This window comes from Limosilactobacillus kribbianus (genome assembly GCF_026413145.1).
Lineage (GTDB): Bacteria > Bacillota > Bacilli > Lactobacillales > Lactobacillaceae > Limosilactobacillus > Limosilactobacillus kribbianus.
The window spans coordinates 1-16,784 of the sequence record NZ_JAOVYZ010000043.1; the positions used below are offsets into that span (position 1 = coordinate 1).

Sequence of the window (16,784 nt, forward strand, 5' to 3'; positions counted from 1 at the left end):
TTTACTTTGGTGTGAACAGTTAAAGTATAACGCAGGAGCTTCTTGCGTTTTTTCTATTTTTATAACAAGGAAGCCAGGGATAGCGGTGATTAGCCGTTATTCCTGGCTTTCAAGTTTCAGTTACTAACAAAAACTGGTCTTCTCTTACTAATCTTTTTAAACTGATAAGTGCAAAAACTGGATTCATCCTTGATACCTCCATTTTACCCTATTTTGTTATGAATTCATATCATTATTACCTCCTCATATATTTAATACGTAAAAAAACCATCTTTCACTCAACAAGAATGAAAGATGGCCTTCAAAACAAGGATATTTTCAATTAGTCTTCTGGTTCGTAAACCAGGTGCTCGTTAACGAATTCGGTGAAGCCGACTTCACTCAATTCACGGCCGTACCCAGAGTGCTTAACCCCACCGAATGGCAGTTCCGGCAGCGATCCCCAGCCGGAATTGATCCAGGTCATTCCGGATTCAATTTGACTGGCAACCTGCCGGGCTTGGTGAATGTTTTCACCGAAGATGGTGTTGCCTAGACCAAAGCTGGAATCGTTAGCCAGATCGATAGCTTCCTGAACGTCGTGGTACTTGTAGACGGACATTACCGGGCCAAACATTTCCTGATCAAAAACCGGGTTGTCCTTGGTGATGTCGGTCAGGATTGTTGGCATGAAGAACTGACCCGGCAGGTCAACCGGCTTGTTGCCGTAGTAAACCTTGGCGCCGTTCTCAACTGCGGTATCAACCTGCTTTTGGAGCTTCTCCTTGGCCTTCTTGGAATTCATCGGTGCCAGCGTGGTCGTCCGGTCAAGGGGATCGCCCATCTTGACGGAACTGAAGACTTCCTTAGCACGCTTCAAGAATTCGTCATAAAGGTTGTCCGGAACGATGAAGCGCTTGGATGATGTGCAGACCTGCCCCGCGTTGTACAGCCGAGCGAAGAAGATCACCTTGGCCAGCTTGTCAATATCGGCATCGGGCAGGACAATGAAGGCATCGTTACCGCCCAGCTCCATAGTGTTCTTCTTCAGGTTCTTGGCGGCCTCCGTGGCGACGGCCTGACCACCTCGTTCAGAACCGGTCAGACAAACACCCTGGACCCGCGGATCAGCAATGATTTGGCCAACCTGGTCATAATTAATGAAGAGATTTGTTAGGCTGCCAACCGGGGCCCCGGCTTCCTTAACCAGGTCAGCGAAAGCCTGGGCCGAGGTTGGACAGTTTGAGGCGTCCTTTAGGATCATCGGGTTGCCGACCAGGAAGTTCGGGATGAAGACCCGGGCAATCTGATAAAATGGGAAGTTCCATGGCTCCACTGCCATCAAAATTCCGGTTGCCTGGCGCAGGACGTAGGCGTTGCCAGACGCCGTGTAGATTGGCTTTGGTGCTAGGAATTGGTCAGCACGTTGAACGTAGTAATCGCAGAAGGAAGCACAGAGTTCGACCTCTCCCTCAGCCTCACCGATCAGCTTGCCCATGTCACGGGTCATGATCTCGGCCAGGGCCGTCTTCCGTTTTCGAAGCAGTTGGCCAAGCTTTTCGATCACCTGCTTGCGCTCGGTAAGACCTGAGCCGTCCCGCCACTGCTTGTAGAGCTTGTGCCCAGCTTGCAGGGCTGCTTCCACCTGTGCGTCCGTAGCGTTCTCGTATTCGTGTTCGACTTCGTTTGTGTACGGGTTAACCGTCTTATAAGCCATTAATAAAAACCACCTTTCACTTATATGTTAATTGTAATCGCTTTCGTAAATTTCACAAGCATTTTTATCTGTCGTGCAAGAAATCACAAGTGACATGCATTTGTGCAGCACAATTCTCTTGTGAAATTTCTTTAACTTGTGTAGAATTCGACAAGGCCTGACCCGCATTTAAAAATAAAAATGATCCGCTTTAACGGACCACCTTTAGTCTGACTTATTCAAACTGCATTCCACCATCACAAAGGATCGTCTGCCCGGTAATGTAGTCCGACTTGTCGCTGGCCAGGAATTCCACGACCTTAGCGACATCGTCCGGCTCGGACAATTTGTTTAATGCAATCAATGATTCATAGTCGCTCATCTTCAAGCCCTGATCTTCCGCGATCTTACGCATCATTGGCGTGTCAACGATCCCGGGTGCATAGGCATTGACCGTAATCCCCTGCTTAGCAAGGTCCCGAGCAGCTACCTGGGTCAACCCACGGACAGCAAACTTACTGCTGGAATACAGCAATTCGTTCTTATTGCCCCGAACGCCAGCCTGAGAGGTCGCATTAATGATCTTGCCGATAACTTCCTTGCCCTGGCGCGGCTTCTTTTCGAATTGCTCCAGGGCTGCCTGAAGCCCCCACATGTCACCGGCCACATTGACGTGCATTACGGAGTCAAACATTTCCGGGGTGACGTCCTTGATTGGCGTAACTGGGCCAAGGCCGGCGTTGTTAACCAGGACGTCGAAACTGCCAAAGTGTTCCGCCGTCTGTTCGACCGCGGAGAACATCTGGTCACGGAAGGCCACGTTGACCTCAATGGCAAGCGATTGGCCGCCGGCATCCCGGATCTCCTTTGCAACCCGCTGAGCCTGGTCACAGTTCAGATCGGCCACCGAAACCGCAAAGCCGGCTTTTGCCAGCCGTTTGGCAATTGCCTCGCCGATTCCCTGACCGGCACCCGTTACCATTGCAACCTTTGTCATATTGATTACTTCCCTTCGGAAAATAGATAAAATCTCTCAACATGTTCATTATATCGCGTTAACGGTCAAATGTAAACGCTTTCGGAAACTGGCTAGACATCTTTACTAAATCAATTTTTATCACTGCAAGTCCATTATTCGCAGACGGAACCGCCACTGGGCTGCAAAATTCGGTTGCTGCCACTCATCGATCCGCTTGTTGCGCACACCGACCGCCTGGTTGAAGTAGGTTACTTTGCCCCGCTTCAATGCTGGGTGCTGACCGTGAAGATGACCGTAGAAAACATCATGAACTGCAGAATCCTTTTCAAGTAATTCGCCGAGCCGGTCGCTCCCCATCATCGCGTTGATCATCTGATAGAACCGCTCCCGGCGCGGGGTTGTCACCGCTGCCGGTTTGGGAGCAAGCAGTTCATGCCGCGGTGCAAAGTGGGTTAGGAAAAGGACCCGCTTATGATCCTGATGGGCTCGCCGAAGCTGGGCTCGGACCTGCCGGAGTACCACCGCCATCCGTTCCTGGTCATCCCCGGGCATCTCAATGGCCGAATCCAACCAGTAGACCTTTTTCCACCGGGCTACCTCCTCAAGCCGATCACAGTAGGCCGAAAAGGTATAATCGTACCAGCCGTTATTGCCAATCAGTCGCCAATCGGTTCCGGCCAAGTCAACAAAACGGTTGTGAATGTAAGCCGGCTCTACCAGTGTTTCAACCAACTCATAAGGAGCGTGTCGCAGAAGGTCATGATTGCCGGCAATGTAGTAAACGTTGACCCGTCCCGCTAGCCGTGCACGCAATTTCTCCATATAGCGGCGCGTCTGAGTAAAGTCGTTGAAGAGGTCCCCGCCGTGAAAGTAATACTGCACCCTCTGCTTCTCCAAGTATTCGGCCTGCATTTCAAGTGCCCATTCTGGATCTATCCGGTTAACGTCCAGATGATTGTCACTGCTCACCGCAATTCGTACCATGGTTATCTTCCCCCTTTTGATCACGAAAAAAGCGCCACCTTTAACGGCGACGCTTTTGCTTATTAGTAATGCTTGGTTAAGAACTGCATCCGCGCTCCAATAATTTTATTGAAGGCCGGTACTCCGTTGGCAACGTGCAGCGCCTTGAACGGGAAGGTCGCCCGGTAGGTTACCACGCCCGGATCGGCAGCCTGCTTAAGAGAATTCATGACCGTACCGGCCGTCATCTTGCCGGTCAGCAACTGCGTATAGACTCCCGGTAAGCTGATCTGCAGAACCTTCGACAGGAAGGCCACCTCCGGCAGTGGCAATGGTTGAAGTCCCAATTGATGATATTCGTCGTCTGTTGCAACAAAGATTACCTGGTAAAGGCCCGGATGATCCTGCTTCATCACCGTGTCGCTGGCCTCATCGCTGACCTTCTGAAAGAGGTAGTTTGGAACCTCAGCCGGGTAGCGCAGTGCCGTCGATTGATAATTGAGCTGCTCAGGCGACAGAAGATTGGTCATCGTACCCAGCGGATAAGCGTAGTCACCGTCATAGACATAGTTGAAGGCCACCATCTTCGTTGCCCGACCGTCCATCCGCGGCAAGCGATCGTCAGGCAGCACGATCAGCCGACACCCCAGATCGACCTTCGCCAGCCCCGCCAACAGCTGATCATAGGAAGCTGGAATAAACAGCAGTTGCGGCTGTTCGACTTTCAAAAGCTGGACAATGTTTTCCAGGGTTGGCGGCTCAATGTAGCGCTTGTCGCTCAAATCGTGGCAAAGGCTAATCGAACTCGGGTTAGTGTTGACAATCACGATATGGTAGCCTTCATGCCGCAGTTCCTGCATCATTTGGGTCACGAAATAGTCACCAGCGTTGCTCAGCCCCAGGCGGAGACTACCGGTCCCAACGATCAAAGCGCTCGGTTGGGCCGTCTTCGTTCCTTCGTTTTCGTCCTCAAAGGCTGAATAAAAGATGTTGGTATGTTGATCGAACTCCCCGGCTGAGGGCTCTACTTCCTTGTACTTGATGGTCAGGCCGTGGTCAACCAGCATTTGATAAATACGGTGCGGCGTCGTCTTCCATAAGCGGGCAATCAGCTGGTTGCTCAGGCCGTAACCCTTGGCCTTGATTAGGACCGGTTCCTTGTTTGGATTGTCGGTGATCTCCCTGATCAACAGGCGCATCTGGTTGATCTGGACAAAGTAGTATGGGTCAATCTTGGTCATCTCGGACAGTTCCTCGACGGAATAGCCGCGATCCATCGCTTCAATTAAAACAAACAGGCGCCCGGTCTCGGGGTGGACCAGTTTGACGATCAATTCGTCGTCGGTCAGTTTTTTCTGGGCGGCCAGGTGAAAGTCGGTCGGCTCCTGGTAGCGGGACTCGATGGCTTTAAAAAGAGCCTCGATCGTGCTCCGGCCAATGCCGAAGACGGTCCCAATCGACTTTTTCTCCGTCCCCAGGACCCGGCTGGCACTTGGAATTGCGCTAAAGCCCCAAACCGGCACCCGGGCGGCAATGTGATCCATTGCCGGTTCAATCAGGGCCGCATGGGGAGCATAGTTTGGTCCCAGATCAATGTCGCGCAGCCGTTTTCCGGCGTACAGCTGGGCCGAAACATCCGCGATCGGGTAGCCGGTCGATTGGGCAACGAAGGAAACGATTCGGTCAAAATAAGGGCTGTTCTTGATTACATAAAACTTGCCGCTTTCGGGATCGAGGGCAAATTGGACGTGATTGACCCCTACGATCCGCAGCTTGCGGGTGATTGCAAAGGCCGTGTCCCGCATGTCTTGAATTTGGCGATCAAGCAGGGTTTGTGGTGGATTGAAGGCGATCGAATCGCCAGCATGAATCCCGATTGGATCCATGTCCTCGACCATCGACAGCATCATCATCGTTCCGGACAAATCGCGCTGGACAACTACCTCAATCTCCTTATAACCGGCCAGGCTCTGTTGCACCAGCACCTGCTCGGCACGGGACTGGCTCAGGCAACTCTGAACGGCCGGGGCCAGCTCATGCTCGTCGTGAACGATCCGCCGGGTACTGCTGCTTTTCGGCAAAACTGAGCGGATAATCACCGGGTAGCCCAGCTTGCGGGCCTCACTCAGGGCATCCGGGTAATTGCTGACGGTTACCACAGACTTCATCGGCGCCTCCATCTTGTGAAGGGTCCGACTGAGCAGGACCGGGTTGTTGATCTGACGAATGGTGGCTTCCGGAATTCCCAGCAATTTGAGATCGCACTCCTGAAGAATTCCCTTTTCTAATAGCTCCTGAGTCAGCTCAAAGGCCCGTCGATTCCCCAGGGTTGGCAAAATGGCGTGCGGGTGATAATGCTTGATCAGGTTAACCAGGTTCTCCACGTTCAGTGGCCCAATGCAGGCATGGTCGATCACTGACCGGTTGTCCAGACTAAAGGAAAATGGGTTGTCATCGGCGAGGATCGTCCGAATACCAAGGCGCTTAAAGGTCAGCGCCATCTGGTAGGTGGCCGCGTCAAGTTCGTCACCATGCTGAATATCGTTGGCACCCGGGCCAATGATTAAGACCGACTTAATTGCTGAATTTGCCATCAGCGCCGGGCCTCCTTTCGTCTAATCATATCCAAGAATTCGTCAAATAGCCCGTCCGTCTCGTCCGGTCCCGGCGCCCCGTCCGGGAAAAATTGAACGGAAAAAGCTGGGTACTGACGATGGCGCAGGCCTTGGATGGTGTTATCGATCATGTCGGTGTAGGTGATAAAAAGCTTGTTGCGGTCAACCGTTTGCGGATCAATCGCATAGCCTCCACCCTGGTTAGCATAGACAATGTGGTCGGTAATGATCTCCTTGAGTGGGTGGTTCATTCCGTGATGTTCAACCGCGTAACGCATCACCTTGGCACCGTTGGCAATCCCGAAGAGCTCGTGGCCCAGACCGATCGCAAATAACGGTACCTTGGTCTGGACTGTTTGGATCATCTCCAGGACCGACTTCTTAATACTGTTGGGATTACCAGGGCCACTCGACAGAACTACTCCATCTGGATCCAGGCGTAGGATCTCGTCGGCTGTCGCGTTATACGGCAGGACTGTAACGTTGCACTTTCGCCGGCTCAGCTCCCGCAGAATCCCATTCTTTAGACCGAAGTCGACCACAACGATGCTAAGACCGATCCCCGGATTCGGGTAGGGTTTGGGCGTCGCCACCTGGGCAACCTGCTGATTGGTCAAAACGGTGGCGTGCAACTGGTCAAAGGCGTGATCGTCCGGAACCGGAACAATGCTGCCTTTGAGCGGCTTCTCGGCGTCACGGAGCTTATGAATAACCGCCCGGGTGTCAATATTGGTGATCCCGGGGATATTCATTTGCTTGAGGTACTGGTCGAGGGTCAGTCGCCGGACGTTATTGGTTGCCACGTTGGAAAGCGAACGAACCACCACGCCCTTAATCGTCGGCACAATTGTTTCGTAATTGTTGCGCTGAATGCCGTAGCTACCAATATTAGGCTGGGCAAACACCAGAATTTGATTATCATAAATCTGGTTGGTGATGATCTCCTGGTAGCCGGTCATGCTGGTGTTAAAAACCACCTCGCCAAAGGTCACCGCGGGCGCACCGAAACCCTCCCCGGCAAAGACCGTGCCGTCTTCAAATATTAGGTATCGTGTTGTCAATTTTCACTCCCCCTAAGTAATGTTCACTTCTATTATCCAATTAATTGGGCGAAACTCAAGCAACTTACTGGTCGATTTTGTCTAATTTGTCGAGCATTTGCTGAAAATAAGCCGGTAAGGGGGCCGTAAAAGTCAGCTGCTTCCCCGTCCGTGGGTGCTTAAAGCCTAATAGGCGGGCATGCAGGTACTGGCCCTTGCCTGGCAGAGTCTTGCGGGGGCCGTAAAGCGGATCACCGGCCAGCGGGTGACCGATGTATTTCATATGCACCCGAATCTGGTGGGTCCGCCCGGTCTCTAGACGGCAGGACACCAGGGTGTAGTGGCTGTAGCGCTTGAGCACCTTAAAGTGGGTCACGGCATGGCGGCCGTCCGCGACCACCGCCTGCTTTTTCCGGTCCTTGGGTGAACGACCTAGTGGTGCGTCAATCGTGCCAGCATCTTCCTTGATCACCCCATGAACTAAGGCAACGTATTCCCGCTCGTTGGTCTTAGCCTTAAGCTGGGCCGCCAACGAGCGGTGAGCCATGTCGTTTTTGGCCACCATCAGCAGACCCGAGGTGTCCTTATCGATCCGGTGAACAATCCCCGGCCGAAACTCACCGTTGATCGTTGAGAGCGGCGAATGGTAGAGAAGAGCATTGACCAAGGTGTGGTCGGGATGCCCTGGTGCTGGGTGGACCACCATCCCCTGGGGTTTGTTGACCACGATCACGTCGTCGTCTTCGTAGACGATATCGAGGGGGATGTTTTCGGGTTCCAGATCAATTTTTTGTGGCTGCTCTGGCTCAATTGTCACCCGGTCTCCGGCGGCTAGCTTGTACTTAGGTTTGACCTGCTCACCATTGACCTTTACGTGCCCGTCATCAATCCAGCGTTGGAGCTGGGAGCGTGAGAACTGGCTAAGGTGGTGAGCGAGCTGCTTATCGATCCGCCCCGTCATTGCCGACTCTACCGTTAATTCTAGTGGTTCTTCCAAACTAATCGTCCTCTCGCAAAATTGCTATAATCAAGATGAGTACCCCGATCGTCAGGCAGCTGTCCGCGACGTTAAAGACCGGGAAGCTGACGAAGAGGGTCTCAAACATATCCACCACGTAACCGTGAGCGAGGCGGTCAATAAAATTTCCCAGGGTCCCGGCGAGAATCAAAGTGAGCCCGATCATTAAAGAGCGTTGGTGACGCCAGCGAACCATCAGGTAGCCGATGATCGCCAGGGCCGCAACGGTGATCAGTACAAAAAAGCCCTGTTGACCGGACAGCATACTCCAGGCAGCCCCGGTGTTATGAAGGTTGGTCAAAGCCAGGACGCCGGGAAGCACGGTTTTGCTGGCCCCTAGGCTAATCGTTGCGACCACCCAGTGCTTAACCAGCTGGTCAAGAGCTACCAAGACAAGTGCCAGCAGAAGGCTGATTACAATGCTCACTATTCGATCCCCGCTTGCTTCAGATCCAGCTGCAGGCGACGGATTCCCTTATTCGTAAAGGTAAAGTTAAGGATTTCACCGTTCACGGTCATTGAGACGGTGTGCTTAGTAAAGCGGGGCTGGCGAATGTCCTTGAGCGGAATCGTCAGGTAGTCTTTTTGGAGCAGGCGGCTAAAGACCAGTCGTGATGGTGTGATCAGGACCGTCCGGCGTTTAATACTGAAAAATGTTAAAATGGCAAAAGCGGCAAAGAAGCTCGCAGAGATCCACTGAAAATGGGTGATCTCCAGCCAAATGATCAAACCGGCGAGGAACAGCATAAAGGTCCAGCACCAGCTGATGATTGTCCCCGTCAGATCGGGTTGATAGAAATAGCGGGTTTCTTCTTCCATAGAATCGACTCTTCCTTTCAAAGTGAGGTAATTTTAAATGATAAAGCTTTATACGGACGCGGCCAGTAAGGGCAATCCCGGCCCCACCGGTCTGGGTGTCTTAGCAATCGCCAACCACCACCAGTACCAGGTCACCGGTACTCTTCAGTTGGCCGATAACCATCACGGCGAGTTTGCGGCCGCCCAGCTCGGGTTTTCCTACCTGCTGGAGCACTTTGGGTCCCAGCAAACAGTGCTATTCTACACCGATAGCCGGGTCCTCAGCGATGCCATTGGCAAAAATTATACAAAACATTACCAGAAGGAACTAGCAGCGCTCAACCAGCTTATCGGCCAGTTCACGACGGTCGTAACCCAGTGGATCCCGGACCGAGAAAATCACGGTGCCCACCACCTGGCCAACCAGGCGCTGAAGACGCTCGAATAGTCCCCCCCTATCTAATTAATACGTAATAATTTGATTTTACTATGTTTTAATTTGTGATTCCACGATTGCGGACGGTTTTTATCGCTTGGTGGAATAAAAAAGACTAGCTTCACTTTTAGAGAAACTAGTCTTTTTAAGTATCTTAATTCGATGCTTAGGCTTCCTGCATTTCACGTAACGCATTTGTAGCTACCTGAGACACATTAATCTTATTTTCCTTAGCCCAATTATTAAGGCCTTCTGGAATCGAAATGTTTCTGCGAACTGTTTTGCCATATCTATTTTTCCACTTAGTCATATTAACAGTAACCCAGGATACTTGCTGATTATCTTTGAGCTTCCATGACTTTGGGTCTTGAACATCAGGATAATCAGTGCCATCTAACATAGTGGCCATTGCATCTTCAGCGTGGAATAGTGCCTCGGCAATTGTGTCACCATCCGTTACCATTCCCTTAATATTCGGTGAGGTTACCACATAATAATGACCATCATCATTATACTCAGTCAAAATTACTGGATAGGCTAAAATTTCTTGTTTCATTGATTTATTCAAGATATGCCAATCAAACGAGTTCCTTCAATCCGTTTGATTTGAAGGTTACTTTTTCTCTAGACCTGCTTCCTCAAGAATTGCTCTTTCTGTTCCTGGGCGAAGTTCTTTATTGTGCATTGGAACTTCTGTCATCCGTCCATTATCTGGATTATAAAATCGTCTGTGACCGCCCTGCTTAGGAATTTCAATAAAACCATTTTTCTTCAAGAAGCGAATCATCTTGGTAGGCTTCCAAGGCATATCTTTACCCTCCTTTCCTCAACCTCCAATTACATTATACACACTTTATTGTGTATAAGCAATTAATGGTCAGCGAGACTTGTGACCCCAAAATTGGAAGAGATCTGTCCGCAAGGCCCCATTGTAAAGCTTGCGGCGCTTGGTTGCCGGGGCACCATAGTACTTCTCGAATTCCATGTCGGCGGTCAGAATGTACTTACTCCAGGTCGTCAGCGGTCGGTAGAGCTCGCCCATCTGCCGGTAAAGCTCGTGGACGGCGGCGTGGTCGCTCAGTCGTTCCCCATACGGTGGGTTGGCGACGATGACCCCGTTGATCTTGTCGGTGTGCCAGTCCTTGACCGCCAACTGCTTAAAGGTGATGTCGTGGGTCAGGCCCGCCGCCCGGCAGTTTTCCTCGGCAATGTCAATCATATTTTGATCAATATCGTAGCCGTGAATGTCCAGCTCGACATCATAATCAGCCTGGGCATCGGCCTCGTCACGAACCTCATCGGAAAGACCATCCGGCGTCAGATTGACCCACTGTTCACAGATAAAGGACCGGTTGATCCCCGGTGCAATGTTGTGACCATACAGTGCCGCTTCGATCGGAATCGTCCCAGAACCGCAGACCGGATCCATGAAGGGATTGTCCGGAAACCAGTGCGCCAGCATGACCAAGGCCGCGGCCATGTTTTCCTTCAGCGGTGCGCCACCCTTGTTCTTCCGGTAGCCCCGCTTGAAGAGCCCCTCACCAGTGGTATCCAGCGTCAGCAGAACGTGATCCTTGTTGATAGCTACCTCCAGCGGATAGAGTGCCCCCGTTTCCGGCAGGCGTGTCCGCCGGTGGTAGACCCGGCTGAGACGCTGGACAATCGCTTTCTTGACGATTGCCTGCACACTCGGCGTGTTATGCAGCTGGGAGTGGTGGCTCTTCCCCTCCACCGGGAAGCAGGCGTCCACCGGCAGGTAGTCCTCCCAGGGCAACTCATTGGTCTGATCAAAGAGGTCTTCAAAGGTCTGGGCATCGAACTCACCGACGATGATCTTGACCCGGTCGGCCGTCCGCAGCCAGAGATTTGTCTTCAAAATATCCTTCATGTCACCCGGATAACGCACCCGGCCGTTTTCTACTTGGGTCTCGTAGCCCAAGCGCCGCAGCTCCTTGCCGACCAGGGCCTCGATCCCGGCCGCCGCGGTCGCCATTAAATGATACTTTTGCAAAACGTTGCACTCCTTCGTTTGATTAAAATTGCTACCTGTATTCTACCATAAGAAAGAACGCCCACCAGCCATTTTCGTGACTGATGGGCATTTTCATCGCCTACTTAATCTGAATACGGTAACGATCCGCCCGGGTCTCCGGGGCTGGCTGCTCGGCCGCCTTGCCAACGGGAACAATCGTCGTAACTTCAAAACCAGCTGGAACTCCCAACGACTGGAGGACACCCGGATAGTTGTTGAGCTTGATTGCGCCGCCCATGACGTAAACCGAGCCCAAACCGAGTTCCGTTGCTTGAATCATGACGTTTTCAGCAGCAACGGAGGCATCCCGCTCACCAAACGGGCTGTCTTTCTTCGTCAAAATCACAAACAGCAATGGTGCACCATAGCAGCGACTTGCTGGCAAAGCTGAGCGTCGGTGACCACGACGGCCTGCATGACATCCGTCTTGTGCATTCCGCATGGGGCGCTCTCAAAGGCATCGATCAGCTTCTGAACCGTGTCGCTGCTCAGACCCGCCGTGAGAAATTTACGGACGGATTGCCGCTTTGTAATTGCATTAACCATAAATGTGGACTTCCCTTCTAAGATACTTCAACGGTACTACACTTCTATTATAATAGTTTTTATAGCAAATTAACTTTAAAATAAAAAAAGCCCGGCGAACCGGGCACCTGATTGCAAGCATCTGTAGGCCATGTTTTGTCGTAGAACAGTCACCAGGCACTGGCTGTCCCGAGGTAATCATCTATCTCAGAGCAAAAAACTCTCCCCTGGAATCGCTTCAATTCGCTATCCAAAGCTCCCCTACCGTAGTTTGGGTTTACCGCTTGAGGGGTTTACCGCGTTCCACCAACTCAGTTTCCCAAGTTGTATCGTCACTGTGGCACTTTTCAGGAATACTCGGACATTGCCGAAGCATTAGCCGTTTTTTCCGCCGTCACCGAAGAATCGGTGCCCCGCCTTATTTTTTCAGCGAGCACAAACACTACGGGCATCGCAGCCCGTGCGAGCATGGACCTTCCTAACACAACAAAAGCTGTGCTCAATTACCCAAAGCTTGCAAAATATTCAATTATAAGCGCATCCTAAAGCAGGTGTGAATCGTCCTGGCCTTCGTTGCCATTGATTTGGGAACCAAAGACCCGCCGTTCCAAGTTTGACAAACGCTTCAAAATATCCATGTTCGTCGCGTTGGAAACTGGCTGCTGGTTAGTAACGTGGGCGTTCATCGTCGAACCCACTTCAACCTGGCGATTTAATTCGTCAACCTTGGCCCGCAACCGTTCGTTTTCGTTGTTGAGGCGGCTGACTTCTTTGTTGAAAGTGTCATAGTCCTTGATAACATCATCAAGGAAAGCATCGACGTCGGCCTCATCGTAGCCCTTGCCGATGTTCTTTTCCTTAAATTGCTTATGCAAAATGTCTTGCGGAGTAAACTTTATGCTATCCAACTTAAACACCTCAATTGTTTAGTACGCATGATACATAAATTACTATACCAGACTTCCCACCGATTTCAAGGGTCAATTTTGATTTTGCCGTTCGTGTTCCTGCTTGCTCCACTCCACGGCCGCCTCCTGAAGCTCATCGAAGTCAATCAAAGAAAGCGGGTAGTCATGTTCTTCACCAAACTGCTGGGCCCGGTGATAATCGTACTTGGGCTTGCCCTCGTACTCGGGGTCATAAAGCATTAGCATGCGGTCAGTATGGGTCAGCATGAACTGCTGGTAAGTCCGCAGTTGCTGAGGCGATTGATAGGGGTGAGCGGTCACCGGTGCCGTAAAGTTAATCTTGGTCTTAATGACCGCTAGCTTTTCCTGGTTAGCCTCGTTCCAGCGCTGAGCAAAATCGGTATAAGGCTCCATCAGAGCGAGCTTAAGTTGTGGGTAGTCATCTTGCAAATCCAGTCCGCACTCCAACCCCCAGCGCTCGGTTCCCATCTGCGGTCCGCTAATTAGCCAATATTCGTCTGCTTCAGCCTCCAGTTCCCCGTGCAGGCGCTCGGTCAGCACTTTTTTAATTACTTTTACCTTGGGATCGTCGTCTTTGAACACGTTCAATTCATAGCTGCGGTAGCCTGTCAGCCACATGCGGCGCATCGTCCCCACCTCCGTAACAATTCTGTATCATTATCGTCCCCAGATATCTGGTATAATATAAGGCTAGTTAGGAGAGTGATTTTTCATGACGATTCACTATCCCAATGGTCAACATCCCATGCAATCATACCATGTGAACCATGATTTGCCGACCCCCCACCAGTCGATCTACGCCAAGCGGGGGATGTCGCTTGAGGATGAAATCAACCACAGCAATCAGTACTACCTGGCCAACCACATCGCGGTAATTCATAAGAAACCCACCCCGATTCAGCTGGTCAAAGTCGATTATCCGAAAAGAAGCGCCGCCGTGATCCGCGAGGCTTACTTCCGCCGGCCGTCGACGACTGATTACAACGGCATCTACAAGGGGCACTACATCGATTTTGATGCCAAAGAAACGCGCAATCGCCGCTCCTTCCCCTTGAAGAACTTTCATCCCCACCAGATCAATCACATGCGAGAATGTGTTAACCAGGGTGGGATTTGCTTTGCCTTTATTAAATTCACCGAGCTCGATCTCGTTTACCTGTTGCCCGCAACAGTTTTATTTCATTATTGGGATCAGCAGGTTCAAGGCGGTCGCAAATCAATTCGGTTGACCGATATTCAGCAAGCAGGATTTCAGATTGAATACCGGCTCAATCCCCGCCTACCATATTTAGAGGCAGTCGACCAGATCATCGCTGCCAAGCACAAAGGAGTTTATCATGGACAATAATGATCAACCGACTCGTAGTTCCCGCCATGAACCGCAGGACTACGACGAACAACCGGAGAAGGGCAGTCTCGTCAAACGGATCCTCCTGTGGATCCTTGGCCTCATTGTTCTATTATTCATCGCGGGAACGGCCCTCTTCTTCTATTACGCCTCCAGTGCTCCCCGTATCAGCCGGAGCGAGTTGGCCGGTCAAAACATCACTACTATTTATGATGATCAAAACCGGGTCATTTCGCGGCTGGGAACACAGAAGCGTGAATACGCCAAAGATAGTGAAATTCCGACGACCTTAAAGCACGCCGTTGTTTCAATCGAGGACCGGCGCTTCTATAAGCACCACGGGGTTGACCCGATTCGGATCATCGGAGCGGCCACGTCGAATGTCTTTGGCCGCTCTTCGGGGATGCAGGGTGGTTCGACCTTGACCCAGCAACTGGTAAAGCTGTCGGTCTTTTCGACCGCGGCTTCGGACCGGACCTTCAAACGCAAGGCCCAGGAAGCCTGGCTGGCAATTAACGTCGAACGACATTTCTCTAAGAACCAAATCCTCGACTTTTACATCAACAAGGTCTACATGGGGAACGGGGTCTACGGAATGAAGACGGCGGCCCAGTATTACTATGGTAAGAACCTGAACGAGCTGAGCCTTTCGCAAATGGCCCTGCTCGCCGGGATGCCACAGTCGCCGTCCTACTATAATCCGCTCGCCGATAACACCAAGTACGCCACCCAGCGGCGCAACGAGGTACTCAACGCAATGGTCCGCAGCAAGTACATTACCCAATCCCAGGCCAACCAGGCCGCGAGCGAAAGCATCACAGAAGGCTTGGATCCTGACCACGGGAACACATCTAACAACGGTACCGGGGTCAAGGAAAAGGTCATCGATGCCTACGTCAAACAGGTGCTGGCAATCTTGGAGGCAAAGGGCTACAATCCATACACCGATGGGTTGAAGGTTCACACTAATCTGGACCTGGCCGCCCAAAAGCACCTCTACAATGCTGCCAACAATACCGTCGCCTTCCAGAGCAATAAGATGCAGACCGGGGTCGCCGTTACTGACCCGCACAACGGTCAAATTATTGCCATGCTCGGTGGTCGGCATACCGGGAAAGTCGTTTACGGATTGAACCGGGCCGTTCAGACCAACCGGAGTTCTGGTTCGACGGCTAAGCCACTGATGGACTATGGCCCAGCAATCGAATATCTGCAATGGCCAACCTTCATGAAGCTTCAGGATACCAAGTTCGTTTACCCAGGCACTAACAAGGTCTTAAAGGACTTTGATAATCAGTACAAGGGTTCAATGACGATGCGTGAAGCCCTCGTTCAATCCCGGAACGTTCCGGCAATTCGGACGCTGCAACGGGTTGGCATCAAACGAGCAACCGACTTCTTGAACGGCCTCGGCATCTCGCAAAAGCAGCCATACACCCTACAAAACGGGATTGCCCTCTACATCTCGCCACTGCAGGTTTCAGCTGCCTACGCGGCCTTTGCCAACGGCGGAACTTATTACAAGCCGTACTACATCAGTTCAATTACGACTCAGGACGGTAATGTCAAGCAGTTCAACCCCCACGGCAAACGGGCAATGACCAAGGCAACCGCCTACATGATCACTGACATGCTTAAGGGTGTCTTCAACAGTTCCGAACAAGGGAGTGCTACGGATGCCAAGCTTGACGGGGTCAACCAGGCCGGAAAGACCGGGACGACGAACTACCCATCTGGTTATAGCCAAACCGGTGCAATGGACTCCTGGATGGCCGGTTACACCAAGAACTACTCAATCGCCGTTTGGACCGGGTACGATCACCCGCTGCAAGAAAGCGGCATTACCGATCAGTACACCAAGTCCGCAATCCTGCTCTACCGGAATCTGATGGAGTACCTCGATGGCCAAAACCATGCTTCGGATTGGTCAATGCCAAGCACTGTCGAAGCGGTCAAGGTCAACGGCAAACGTCAGCTGGTGATCAAGGATTCCAAGTGGGCCCTGGACTATACCGCCGACGATAGCGACGATGATGATAGTGTTTCGAGCTCACTCCTCTCTTCCTCTTCTAGTTCCGAAAAGAAGAGTTCTAGCTCCACTAGCTTGAGTACCAGTTCAAGCACCACCGCAAGCCACAGCAGTTCTGCGGCAAGCAGTGCTTCCTCATCTGCACCCGCGGCTAGTTCGTCTAGTGCTTCTTCAACCGCCAACACTACGCCAACGCAAAACGCTGGCAATGGTAACGGGGGCAACCAATAAGAGTTAAAATCAAAAAACTCCGCTGCAATTTTGTGGCGGAGTTTTTTTAATTACGGCAGATTGTAAAATTTAAGTTGAACATTTAAGTGGACAGAAAAACCCATCAAGGTCTTTAATGGTGTTACCGTACAATCCATTAGAAAGAAGGACCTTGATGAGCACCACT

The 16,784-nt window shown here is 51.6% G+C and carries 16 protein-coding genes, 1 other RNA gene and 1 pseudogene; 3 read left to right on the forward strand and 15 right to left on the reverse strand.

From position 1 onward, the window contains the following. Positions 1 to 322 precede the first annotated feature (322 nt). From OCT58_RS08150 to OCT58_RS08185, 8 genes are all read right to left on the reverse strand, one after another. Positions 323 to 1,696 (reverse strand): NAD-dependent succinate-semialdehyde dehydrogenase, encoded by a 1,374-nt coding sequence (locus tag OCT58_RS08150; protein ID WP_267202377.1) that lies wholly within the window; start codon positions 1,694 to 1,696, stop codon positions 323 to 325. 214 nt (positions 1,697 to 1,910) lie between these two features. Further along, positions 1,911 to 2,672, reverse strand: a complete 762-nt coding sequence (locus tag OCT58_RS08155) for an acetoin reductase (protein ID WP_267202378.1) — start codon at positions 2,670 to 2,672, stop codon at positions 1,911 to 1,913. 120 nt (positions 2,673 to 2,792) lie between these two features. Further along, on the reverse strand, positions 2,793 to 3,638 hold the full coding sequence (locus tag OCT58_RS08160; RefSeq protein WP_267202379.1) for a metallophosphoesterase: 846 nt from the start codon (positions 3,636 to 3,638) through the stop codon (positions 2,793 to 2,795). Positions 3,639 to 3,700: 62 nt separating this feature from the next. Continuing rightward, positions 3,701 to 6,211: a carbamoyl phosphate synthase preATP-grasp domain-containing protein gene (locus tag OCT58_RS08165; RefSeq protein ID WP_267202380.1), complete on the reverse strand. Its 2,511-nt coding sequence runs from the start codon at positions 6,209 to 6,211 to the stop codon at positions 3,701 to 3,703. Beyond that, positions 6,211 to 7,293 carry a carbamoyl phosphate synthase small subunit gene (locus tag OCT58_RS08170; protein ID WP_267202381.1) on the reverse strand — a complete coding sequence of 361 codons (1,083 nt, stop codon included), beginning with the start codon at positions 7,291 to 7,293 and terminating at the stop codon, positions 6,211 to 6,213. The genes OCT58_RS08165 and OCT58_RS08170 overlap by 1 nt, the downstream gene beginning before the upstream one ends. Before the next feature lie 64 nt (positions 7,294 to 7,357). Continuing rightward, positions 7,358 to 8,269, reverse strand: a complete 912-nt coding sequence (locus tag OCT58_RS08175) for an RluA family pseudouridine synthase (RefSeq protein WP_267202382.1) — start codon at positions 8,267 to 8,269, stop codon at positions 7,358 to 7,360. Position 8,270: 1 nt separating this feature from the next. After that, positions 8,271 to 8,711 carry a signal peptidase II gene (gene lspA, locus OCT58_RS08180; RefSeq protein ID WP_267202392.1) on the reverse strand — a complete coding sequence of 147 codons (441 nt, stop codon included), beginning with the start codon at positions 8,709 to 8,711 and terminating at the stop codon, positions 8,271 to 8,273. Positions 8,712 to 8,716: 5 nt separating this feature from the next. After that, positions 8,717 to 9,109 (reverse strand): EbsA family protein, encoded by a 393-nt coding sequence (locus tag OCT58_RS08185; RefSeq protein WP_267202383.1) that lies wholly within the window; start codon positions 9,107 to 9,109, stop codon positions 8,717 to 8,719. A gap of 37 nt (positions 9,110 to 9,146) precedes the next feature. Here OCT58_RS08185 and OCT58_RS08190 point away from each other — a divergent pair, with 37 nt between their 5' ends. Next, entirely contained in the window at positions 9,147 to 9,536 is a 390-nt protein-coding gene (locus OCT58_RS08190; RefSeq protein ID WP_267202384.1) for a ribonuclease HI family protein, read from the forward strand. A 154-nt stretch (positions 9,537 to 9,690) separates the two neighbouring features. Here the strand turns inward: OCT58_RS08190 and OCT58_RS08195 are convergent, their stop codons facing one another. From OCT58_RS08195 to OCT58_RS08225, 7 genes and pseudogenes are all read right to left on the reverse strand, one after another. Beyond that, entirely contained in the window at positions 9,691 to 10,080 is a 390-nt protein-coding gene (locus OCT58_RS08195; protein WP_267202385.1) for a type II toxin-antitoxin system HicB family antitoxin, read from the reverse strand. A 57-nt stretch (positions 10,081 to 10,137) separates the two neighbouring features. Next, entirely contained in the window at positions 10,138 to 10,332 is a 195-nt protein-coding gene (locus OCT58_RS08200) for a type II toxin-antitoxin system HicA family toxin (RefSeq protein WP_267202386.1), read from the reverse strand. Positions 10,333 to 10,401: 69 nt separating this feature from the next. Beyond that, positions 10,402 to 11,535 carry a THUMP domain-containing class I SAM-dependent RNA methyltransferase gene (locus tag OCT58_RS08205; protein ID WP_267202387.1) on the reverse strand — a complete coding sequence of 378 codons (1,134 nt, stop codon included), beginning with the start codon at positions 11,533 to 11,535 and terminating at the stop codon, positions 10,402 to 10,404. Between the two features lie 100 nt (positions 11,536 to 11,635). Beyond that, positions 11,636 to 12,102: pseudogene (locus OCT58_RS08210) on the reverse strand (nitroreductase family protein). A gap of 119 nt (positions 12,103 to 12,221) precedes the next feature. Continuing rightward, positions 12,222 to 12,596, reverse strand: an RNA gene (gene rnpB, locus OCT58_RS08215) — RNase P RNA component class B. Positions 12,597 to 12,623: 27 nt separating this feature from the next. Further along, positions 12,624 to 12,989, reverse strand: coding sequence for a cell division regulator GpsB (gpsB, locus tag OCT58_RS08220; RefSeq protein WP_267202388.1), 366 nt, complete (start codon positions 12,987 to 12,989; stop codon positions 12,624 to 12,626). A gap of 72 nt (positions 12,990 to 13,061) precedes the next feature. Next, positions 13,062 to 13,637 carry an SLOG family protein gene (locus OCT58_RS08225; protein ID WP_267202389.1) on the reverse strand — a complete coding sequence of 192 codons (576 nt, stop codon included), beginning with the start codon at positions 13,635 to 13,637 and terminating at the stop codon, positions 13,062 to 13,064. 85 nt (positions 13,638 to 13,722) lie between these two features. Between OCT58_RS08225 and recU the strand changes: the two genes are divergently transcribed. Then, positions 13,723 to 14,358 (forward strand): Holliday junction resolvase RecU, encoded by a 636-nt coding sequence (recU, locus tag OCT58_RS08230; RefSeq protein ID WP_267202390.1) that lies wholly within the window; start codon positions 13,723 to 13,725, stop codon positions 14,356 to 14,358. After that, a complete protein-coding gene (locus OCT58_RS08235) occupies positions 14,348 to 16,618 on the forward strand; it encodes a PBP1A family penicillin-binding protein (RefSeq protein ID WP_267202391.1) in 2,271 nt (756 codons plus the stop codon). The genes recU and OCT58_RS08235 overlap by 11 nt, the downstream gene beginning before the upstream one ends. Positions 16,619 to 16,784: the final 166 nt, after the last annotated feature.

What these genes read in the sequence shown, in the direction of transcription:
- OCT58_RS08155 (WP_267202378.1), bottom strand. Translation starts at nt 2,672, where the DNA reads ATGACAAAGGTTGCAATGGTAACGGGTGCCGGTCAGGGAATCGGCGAG.
- OCT58_RS08200 (WP_267202386.1), bottom strand. Translation starts at nt 10,332, where the DNA reads ATGCCTTGGAAGCCTACCAAGATGATTCGCTTCTTGAAGAAAAATGGT.
- OCT58_RS08190 (WP_267202384.1), top strand. Translation starts at nt 9,147, where the DNA reads ATGATAAAGCTTTATACGGACGCGGCCAGTAAGGGCAATCCCGGCCCC.
- OCT58_RS08165 (WP_267202380.1), bottom strand. Translation starts at nt 6,211, where the DNA reads ATGGCAAATTCAGCAATTAAGTCGGTCTTAATCATTGGCCCGGGTGCC.
- recU (WP_267202390.1), top strand. Translation starts at nt 13,723, where the DNA reads ATGACGATTCACTATCCCAATGGTCAACATCCCATGCAATCATACCAT.
- OCT58_RS08195 (WP_267202385.1), bottom strand. Translation starts at nt 10,080, where the DNA reads ATGAAACAAGAAATTTTAGCCTATCCAGTAATTTTGACTGAGTATAAT.
- OCT58_RS08235 (WP_267202391.1), top strand. Translation starts at nt 14,348, where the DNA reads ATGGACAATAATGATCAACCGACTCGTAGTTCCCGCCATGAACCGCAG.
- OCT58_RS08185 (WP_267202383.1), bottom strand. Translation starts at nt 9,109, where the DNA reads ATGGAAGAAGAAACCCGCTATTTCTATCAACCCGATCTGACGGGGACA.
- OCT58_RS08150 (WP_267202377.1), bottom strand. Translation starts at nt 1,696, where the DNA reads ATGGCTTATAAGACGGTTAACCCGTACACAAACGAAGTCGAACACGAA.
- OCT58_RS08225 (WP_267202389.1), bottom strand. Translation starts at nt 13,637, where the DNA reads ATGCGCCGCATGTGGCTGACAGGCTACCGCAGCTATGAATTGAACGTG.
- OCT58_RS08160 (WP_267202379.1), bottom strand. Translation starts at nt 3,638, where the DNA reads ATGGTACGAATTGCGGTGAGCAGTGACAATCATCTGGACGTTAACCGG.